The 8,708-nt window shown below is 28.9% G+C and carries 8 protein-coding genes; all 8 read left to right on the top strand.

The window, feature by feature from the left end:
- Positions 1–166: 166 nt before the first annotated feature.
- The 8 genes from B2U95_RS00680 (at position 167) to B2U95_RS00645 (ending at position 8,399) form a co-directional block, all read left to right on the top strand.
- Complete coding sequence (locus B2U95_RS00680; RefSeq protein WP_296311343.1) at positions 167–943, top strand: LytR/AlgR family response regulator transcription factor; 777 nt, start codon at positions 167–169, stop codon at positions 941–943.
- 504 nt (positions 944–1,447) lie between these two features.
- The gene (locus tag B2U95_RS00675) at positions 1,448–2,053 is read left to right on the top strand and encodes a Crp/Fnr family transcriptional regulator (protein WP_028872881.1); all 606 of its coding nucleotides are present in this window, start codon (positions 1,448–1,450) and stop codon (positions 2,051–2,053) included.
- A 69-nt stretch (positions 2,054–2,122) separates the two neighbouring features.
- A complete protein-coding gene (locus B2U95_RS00670) occupies positions 2,123–2,914 on the top strand; it encodes an alpha/beta hydrolase (RefSeq protein ID WP_296311335.1) in 792 nt (263 codons plus the stop codon).
- Positions 2,898–3,485, top strand: a complete 588-nt coding sequence (locus B2U95_RS00665) for a hypothetical protein (RefSeq protein ID WP_296311333.1) — start codon at positions 2,898–2,900, stop codon at positions 3,483–3,485. Before B2U95_RS00670 ends, B2U95_RS00665 begins: the two co-directional genes overlap by 17 nt.
- Before the next feature lie 175 nt (positions 3,486–3,660).
- Positions 3,661–4,587 carry an alpha/beta hydrolase gene (locus B2U95_RS00660; protein ID WP_296311331.1) on the top strand — a complete coding sequence of 309 codons (927 nt, stop codon included), beginning with the start codon at positions 3,661–3,663 and terminating at the stop codon, positions 4,585–4,587.
- Positions 4,588–4,749: 162 nt separating this feature from the next.
- Positions 4,750–5,850: a helix-turn-helix domain-containing protein gene (locus tag B2U95_RS00655; RefSeq protein ID WP_028873217.1), complete on the top strand. Its 1,101-nt coding sequence runs from the start codon at positions 4,750–4,752 to the stop codon at positions 5,848–5,850.
- 185 nt (positions 5,851–6,035) lie between these two features.
- Positions 6,036–7,463, top strand: coding sequence for a S41 family peptidase (locus tag B2U95_RS00650; protein ID WP_296311322.1), 1,428 nt, complete (start codon positions 6,036–6,038; stop codon positions 7,461–7,463).
- Between the two features lie 351 nt (positions 7,464–7,814).
- Positions 7,815–8,399 carry a CPBP family intramembrane glutamic endopeptidase gene (locus B2U95_RS00645; RefSeq protein WP_296311319.1) on the top strand — a complete coding sequence of 195 codons (585 nt, stop codon included), beginning with the start codon at positions 7,815–7,817 and terminating at the stop codon, positions 8,397–8,399.
- Positions 8,400–8,708: the final 309 nt, after the last annotated feature.

The following is an 8,708-nucleotide window of genomic DNA, read 5'->3' as shown; positions in this document are numbered from 1 at the left end:
CAGGTGACGAATAATAAGATTAAAAAGCAGCATATAAAAAAAACTAGTGGTAGGGCACTTAAAAACCTGTCGACTCAATTTACTTTATTAGGAAGTAATGATATCAAGATTGAAGAAAATGACATGCAATTTAAAGTGACGTTGCCATTTATAAATAAGAATACAGATGTATAAAATATTGATAATTGAAGATGAGGCTCCTGCTAGAAAAAAACTTAAAAGATATCTTAAGCAGGCTTGTAATTCCTATGAAATTGTGGCTGAGCTAGAAACCGTTGCGGATGCCAAATCTCTCTTAACACAAACGCATAACATTGATCTTATTTTTTCTGACATAGAATTAAGAGATGGGAACGTTTTTGAAGTTTATAAAGACCTCTCAATAAATTGCCCAATCATTTTTGCTACTGCCTACAATGAGTTTTTAATGAAGGCATTTGAAGCTAATGGAATAGAATATCTTTTAAAACCATATTCGTTTGAACGGTTTTCAAACGCTTGGGATAAATTTATCCGATTAAAAGGGAATCTATCAGCCAACTATAATGAATTAATGGGCACCATAAATCATTTACTAAAAGACAATCAAGAAAACAGTATCGAATACAAAGAGCAGTTCGCCATAAAAACACACCAAGACATCTACTTTTTAAAAGTGGAAGATATTGTTTGTTTTCAGGCAGACAATGGAATCATTTTTGCTTTTGACAAAATGAACAAGCGGCATATAATGCCTCAAACAGTCTTTAAACAAATAGAAGTTTTTTTAGATCCTAAAAAGTTTTTCAGAATTAATCGTAGCGAAAGTGTGCAGCGTAAATTTATTGATAAGTTAGAAAGGTATAATAAAAATACAGTATCCGTATATTTAAATGCTGGAAGTAAAATAGTAAGGACTAGCCAAAACAACACAAGTGAATTCAATGTTTGGCTAGGCATATAGTTCAAAGACTCCAGACCTCTTTTATATAAACTAAAAAAGTATTTGTAACACCTTGCAAAATTAATTGCCTTGTGATATCGAACTAACGAAAGTTCTTGATTTCAAGACAGTGTTGACAATTTTTTAGTATTAAAGCTGTAAACTAAATTTATTAAAATATCAATCTAAAAACATTTTTTGCTGACATAATGTTGGAACCGGTGGATATTCATCAGCAATGTTATTTGACTAAAAGGAAAAAACGGTATAATGATACTTTTAAATGTATCAGCATTCAATCCAAATATGTGAAATAGTGATACCACTATGTTTTGAATTAATAAAAATATTGGAAAAAAAATAACGAAATGCCAACACCATATAAAATTAATTGCTTGGTGCTAGACTATTTACGAATATCCTTTCAGATTTTCTATTCATTGTTTATTTGCTAAATTACGTGTTTAACCGCTCAACTAATCTTATACAAAACCGTTAGCAAAAATTTAATCAACCTACCTACAAATGAATAAAGCTTTCTCAAAAGAAGAAAATATTTTATATAGCTTTTTAAATACTGTGTACCCTCTTACAGAATTGGAGTTTAAGCCCATAGCTGAAATTTTAAAAAAGAAAAAATACAAAAAGGGAGAAATTATTCTAGATATTGGTCAAGTTGAAACAAAAACTAGTTTATTAATTAAAGGCTTTGTTCATCAGTACGTAATAATTGAAGGGGAGTTGTTTACAATTGATTTTTCGCTTTCCGGTATGAGTTTTAACAATTTAACTAGTTATATAGAAAACTCGCCTTCAAATCAAATACAAAAGGCAATGACTGATGTAGAAATTCTTTATTTTAAAAAACAAGATATTGAAAAATTACTATTAAAAAGCCAACCTTTTTGCTACATCTACACGAAGCTATTTGAACAAGTACATTCAGAGCGTGAAAAAAGGTCTTTACTCTTGCAACACAAAGATGTCTTTAAAAAGTATGAATTATTTCTAAAAACAATTGAAAAATCTAAAGTATTCATAGAAGAAATACCTCAAAAATTAATTGCAAATTACTTAAGTATGACACCTGAATCTTATAGCAGAGTAAAAAAGGAATATCTAAAAAAGTAAATTCGTTTATTGATTTAAAATAAGTTTTATGACTTAGAATTGTTTCACCTTTGTGGCAAACTTTGAATTATGAAATTTATTTATCTTTTATTTCTACCTTTACTTTTGAGTTGCTCAAATGATGACAATTTAGAGATCATTGGAGTTATCGAAAAATTTAGTCTACAATCAAACATTATTAACGATAGCTATCCTATTTATGTTTATTTACCAGAAAATTATTCCAATGATTCTTCCAATCAATTGATAATTGGTTTAGATGGTGATACTCGATTCAATGCTATAGCAAATCTAATTTCCGATAAAACTCAGAACGGAAGTATGCCACCTTCTATTTTAATATCTATTGGAAACAATAAAAATAGGAATCGAGATTATACGCCAACATCGTATGATCACGGTACTGGAGGTGCTAATAACTTTTATCAGTTTATTAAAGAAGAACTAATACCTGAACTTGAATCAAGATATAATTTAGACCCCTCAAATAATAAAACACTAATTGGACATTCTTTTGGTGGGTTATTCACACAGTATGTTATGGCACAGAATAGGCAAGATAACCCATTCAATAAATTTATTGCGGGTGGCACATCATATTGGTATGATTCAGGTGTTATATTCGAATATGAACAGAATTATGCAAATGAAAACATTGACTTAGATGTAACATTTTATAATGGAATGGGAACCTTAGAAGGAGGAGTTATGCTAGCGTCTTTTGAGGAAATGAATGAGCGTATAGACAATAGAAACTATCCGAATTTTAAGCATAAAAATGAATTAATAGAAAAAAGCGGACATACGGGTTCTGCACATACAATATTTAAAAAAGGATTAGACTATGTATTCAGTAATTAGAATAATTACAATTATCGGTTTGTTATCTATCAGTAACACGCTATACGCTCAAAAAACCAACAACAACTCTTTAGAAGTAGGTGTATTGGGAGCAGGCGATGAATCATTATATTACGGAGGCTACAGCAAATTTATCGTACCGCTGTCTAATAAAACAAATTATTTTACGATTTCTTTTGCTCTAACTGCCTATTTCGATTTTAAAGGAGAATCAGAATCAAATGCTTATTTAGTAGATGATATTGATATGCGATTAATACCAACTGTTAATTTTGGGTATTCGTTAAATTTTAATAAAGTCCAATTAAATTTTGAAGTACCAATTGGTTTAAGTTATGCCCATACAAAAGGTACTTTGGTAAATGAAACAATAGGTTTCGAACGAGATTATTCCAATAATGAAGTTTTCTTTAATTATGGATTTTCTTTTTCACCAAAATACAAGATTAATAATTCTAATAGCATTGGACTTACTACATTTCTACCTTTTATTAAGGACAAAGCTCAATCTGGATATCAGATTGGAATTGGGTGGACAAAAACTTTTGCTAACAATGTATATAAAAAATAGGACGATTATTGCTTGACCAATGGCTTGGGCTTATTTACGGGGTCGCCATGTTTTTAATTTGTATTTTAACTAATAATAAAGTTAAGAAAAAATTAAAAACATGGCTTCTTGATTTACGGAAAGTTAAATACTTACCAACTGCCCTACTTTTGATATACTAACCGTTACCTACAATATGCCAAACAAACGCAGAACTAAAATTATCAAACCCCTTTTACTAGTTTTAATAATTCTAGGGTTTTTATTAACTCACTTTTTCATTCCACGACTTATTTCTGAAATAAGAAACCCAATTGTTGGTCTCATCAAGCGAAATAAAAATATTAGTCATCAATTAATGACTGATCAAAACTTAGAAATAAAAAGTAAAACTCTATCAATAAATTCGTTTGATGATGTTAAGTTATCAGCTAGGTTAACTTATTCAAATTTAGATTCCGTAAAAAGTACAGTTATTTTATTACATGGAATAAGGTCTAATAAAGGATACTTTATTGATTTAAGCAATTTTTTGTCTAAAAATGGATATAACTCTGTTGCGCTAGATTTGATAGCTCACGGCGAAAGTGGAGGGCAATTCTGTACTTTTGGAGTAAATGAAAAAAAAGATATTCAAATATTAGTTGACTATTTATATGAAAATGAAAACTTGAACCATATCGGTATTTGGGGACAATCATTAGGTGGAGCAATAGGCCTGCAAGCAATGGGAATTGACGATCGTCTAGAATTTGGAATTATAGAGAGTGCTTTCTCAGATTTCAAAACTATTGTGAATGATTATTTTGACTTACATGCAGGTTTCAGCTTTGCGCCTTTTTCAAATTATTTAGTTAATAGAACTGGGAACATTGCTGAATTCAATCCAAATGAAGCAAAACCAATTGAATACTGCGAAAACATAAAGCAACCAATTTTAATTGTACATGGCAATGATGATAAGCGTATTAATATAAAATACGGAAAGGATAATTTTTCAAAAATACAAAGTACTGATAAAGAGTTTATAGAAATTGATTCTGCTAATCATACTAATGTTTGGAAAGTTGGAGGCAAAACTTATTTTGATAAAGTATCATTGTTTTTAGACAAGCAACAGTAGGTAACACCGTGTATAATTAATTGCTAGGTCACTGCCGACTTACGAACATTCCTGCGGAATATTCTATCTGTGATTTATTTGCTAAATTAGTTGCTCAATCACCCAACTAACCATACACAAAACGTTGGCAATAATATAAACTTCAAATCATATAAAAGTTAAATGAAACTTCTATTGTTTCTTTTTACCATAAATGTTGCTTTAGGATTTTTCCTTGGACTAGCAATATTATTTAGACCCTCATTAAAAAGCATTACAAATAAATATTTAGGATATGCAATTTTAACTATTTCTCTATTAATGCTCAATAGACTACTTGCAGAAGTAGGTATTTATGAAGAGAATAAAAAATTAAGAATAATTGACAATATAGAATGGGTATTTCTTACTCCCGTTTTTATTTTCCTTTTTGTTATAAAAAGCATCAACCATAATCTTAATACATATAATGAACTTAAATTACTGTATTTACCCTTTATTGCATCACTACTCTTAAATTCCATTCATAATCTAGAGAGAGATTTTGATATTTTCATTTTTACAAACGAAATTTTTTCTCGTATAAAATTTAGCTTATTTGTTCTTGAAAGTAAGCTGGTCTACATTTATAATTTTTTTTTAATGACCTACCTATATTTTATCTTAAAAAATTCTGATTCTCAAAAGTCGAAAAATTGGTTATGGCGATTGCATTTTATATTAAGCTCACTAATTGGTCTTTGGATTCTTCTCGATTTTACTGAAGGTATTTTAGTAACTAAAAAAGCAAGCTATTATACAATCATACTATTTATTGGAATTTCTTTTTTTCTTTACTGGGTATCTTATTATACAATTTACAACCGAAAATTATATGCTGAAGCAAATGAGATAAAACAAATATTAAAAACTCAAGAACTAAACATATCTAAAACTCCTAATTCTTCTAATACTATTTTTGAAAAATTCGAAAGTCTATTTAAAGAAGAATATGAATATAGAAACCCAAATGTTACTAGAGAATCTACTGCTGAAAGATTAGGTATTAGCGCAGGATATTTATCTCAAATTATTAATTCAAATACCGAAGATAATTTTTCAAGCTATGTAAATCAATATAGAGTTGAAGAAGCAAAAAAAATGTTACACGATAATACCTTCGATAAATACAATATTGAATCAATAGGTCTTGAAGCTGGGTTTTCTTCAAAAACAACATTTCACAAAGTATTCAAAAAATTCACAGGAATAACTCCACGAGCCTACAAGAATAAAAATAAATAAGTACCAATTTCTTCAATGCTAACAAATCGAAACTAAACATTAGACATTCTGGTCTATTTTTGCATTCAGTAAAACTACTTGATTTCAAACTTTAGAATCCTTTTTCCTTAATAACGTTCATAATTTCTACAGTGTAAAATCAATATAAAATTACAAATATTAATAATCAATAACACTTAATCAGTATGATCAGAACTAACATACCTTTTTTTGCGCAAACAATTTTTATTACGCTATTTTATATTTTATTCTTTCAAGTAGGATATTCTCAAGATAAAATCAGCAAAATATACCTAGAAAAAGACTTAGCTATTTTAAAATCGAATCTAGAAAAAAACCACGGAGGTTTATATACTTATTCTTCAAAGAAGATAATAGATGATTGGTTTATACAAACTCAGAAAAACTTGAAAGATTCTATGGGAACCTTTGAGTTTTATAGACTATTAACTCCATTAAATAGCGTTATTAAAAACGGACATACGGACATCCCATATCCAAAACTTAAAAAAGATTTCAAGTTACTTCCAATACAACTATATAAATATAAAGATTCATTTTATGTAGGTGATTTTTTTGCAAAAGGGTATGAGGATTTATTAGGATTACAGATTTTAAAAATTGATGAGCAACCAATAGGAGAAATATATAATTCACTACTCAAAAATTATACAAGAGATGGTGATAATTTAACTTTTCCAAATGAAAATTTATCTTCATTATTTGGATTAGACTACGCATTAATTTATGGCTCAAAATCTAATCATACAATTACTATAAGTAAGGATAATAAAAATGTTCAAATTGAATTAAAAAGCACATTATTGAATGATGAAGTAGTTAATGCTTACGAAAAGAGTAAAAAACAAAAACCTTTGAGTTTTGAAATAAACAATAAGGTAGGTATTTTAACATTTTCTACTTTTTCAGAAAGAAAATTAGAAAAAGAAAACTATCTAAGTTTTTTAGAAGAATCATTTAAAAAAATTAAACATAATACAATTGAACATTTAATTATTGATGTTAGAGATAATAGTGGAGGTGATGCTCTTCCTACTCAAGAGCTTTTGTCTTATCTGTTAGATAAAGAGTTTGTTATGTATAAAGATGTTTATACAATTACTAAGAAGATTAAAGACAAAAAGTATTATAGTAATCAGGGTGTGTTTTGGCTAAATACATTTAGCTGGCTTAAGTTAAAAAAAACAATGGATAATCATTACAGCCTGCGAAAGATTGAAGGAATGGATGTCTTTTCACCAAAAAAAGATAACTTTAAAGGAAAACTTTATATACTTATAAATGGTAAATCGTTTTCTGCCACAGGCGAATTTACCTCTTTTTTAAAGAACAATAGAAATGTAATTTTTATAGGAGAAGAAGTAGGTGGAAATAAGGTTCAGAATACAAGTGGAATATCTTATATTATTACTTTACCTTACTCTAAACAAAAGGTAAAAATACCTCTGGTTGTTTGGGAAATGAACGTAGATTATAAAAATGATAGTCACGGTATTAAACCGGATTATTGGATAAGAAATACAATTGGTCAAGAATTGAATGACTATGATAGTGTTTTGAATTTCACTTTAGAGTTTATAAAAAATCGATAACTAACAATATATCTAAAAAATAGTATTCTGAAGAGAAATTAAGAATAATAAATACTATTGCCAACAATGGCTATAATTAATACGGGTTTTGGTGCTTAACCCAAAGTTTGGAGTTTTAAACCAAGTCCGCCAAATCTTTTGATTTGGCTTTAGAAATAAAAAGATAAAACAAAATAAAAAGTTTTGGCTAAGTGCTTAATCGAAAATTTATTTTCTTTTAATCCCGTACTAACTATAGCCGAGACCGTTAGCAAAAATATTCCCAAATGGCACAAGAAGTTGCTTATTAATATAAGGGCCAGTGAGAGCAGTACGGTATATTTATAGTTTACGATTTTAAATAATAATGTTATGAATAATAAGTCAATTTATATTATTTTAATTTTCATGATTTTTTTATGGGGTTCATTTGTTGTCGTTAGTTTTTTTTCTGACCCAATGGGATTTATTTCATATTTAGGGTTTGCAAATAGTAATAGTGGGACTGCCTTAAGTTGGGCATTGGCTCTACTAATAGTAATTTTATATTGCTTTAGTGCAGCAAAAATATCAGAAGTAAAGTACTATATGTTCAGAATGGATAGACTAAAAGTAGTCACAATTTTTGCAGCTGTCTTTGCAGGGATAATGGAAGAGATAATTTACAGAAAATGGATTATGGATTATCTCAACTCGCACGATTTCTCTATTATATGGCAGGTTATATTATCGGGTTTAGCTTTTGGTATTATTCATCTTATGTGGGGAATAAAAAATATTAAGGCTGGAATAAATGCTTTTATTTCTACATCATTATTAGGCTTTGCCTTAGCCATTGTGTACTTAGTCTCAGAGCGTAGTTTAGCACCGTGCATAGTTGCTCATTTTATTATAACAGCTCTTATAGAGCCCGGTTTATTGATTGCTGCAAAAAAGGATAAATTAGGTTATTGGTAACAAAACCTAAAGATGTGCTCAAACTAAATCAAATTATAAACTAAAAATCAGCAAAAACGAAGTCGGGTTTTAAAAGCTGAACGGAACAAAAACCCCGGAAACGCAATCTGAACGGAGAAACCATAATTTTGCTAACACCGTATAAAAATTAATTGCTGGTTTTAGCCAATTTACGAAAGTCCAAACGGACTTTCTTGGTTAGTGTTTTATTTACTTAATTCACCTCTTAAAAGACGCAACTAACCTTATACAAACACGTTATAGGCAATTCTGACCCGTCCTGAATAAAGGCTACATAATTTTAAACAT

The sequence above is a fragment of the Winogradskyella sp. UBA3174 genome (assembly GCF_002364335.1).
GTDB lineage: Bacteria > Bacteroidota > Bacteroidia > Flavobacteriales > Flavobacteriaceae > Winogradskyella.
Note: the sequence above shows the minus strand (reverse complement) of the source record. Positions and strands in the feature narration are given on the sequence as shown.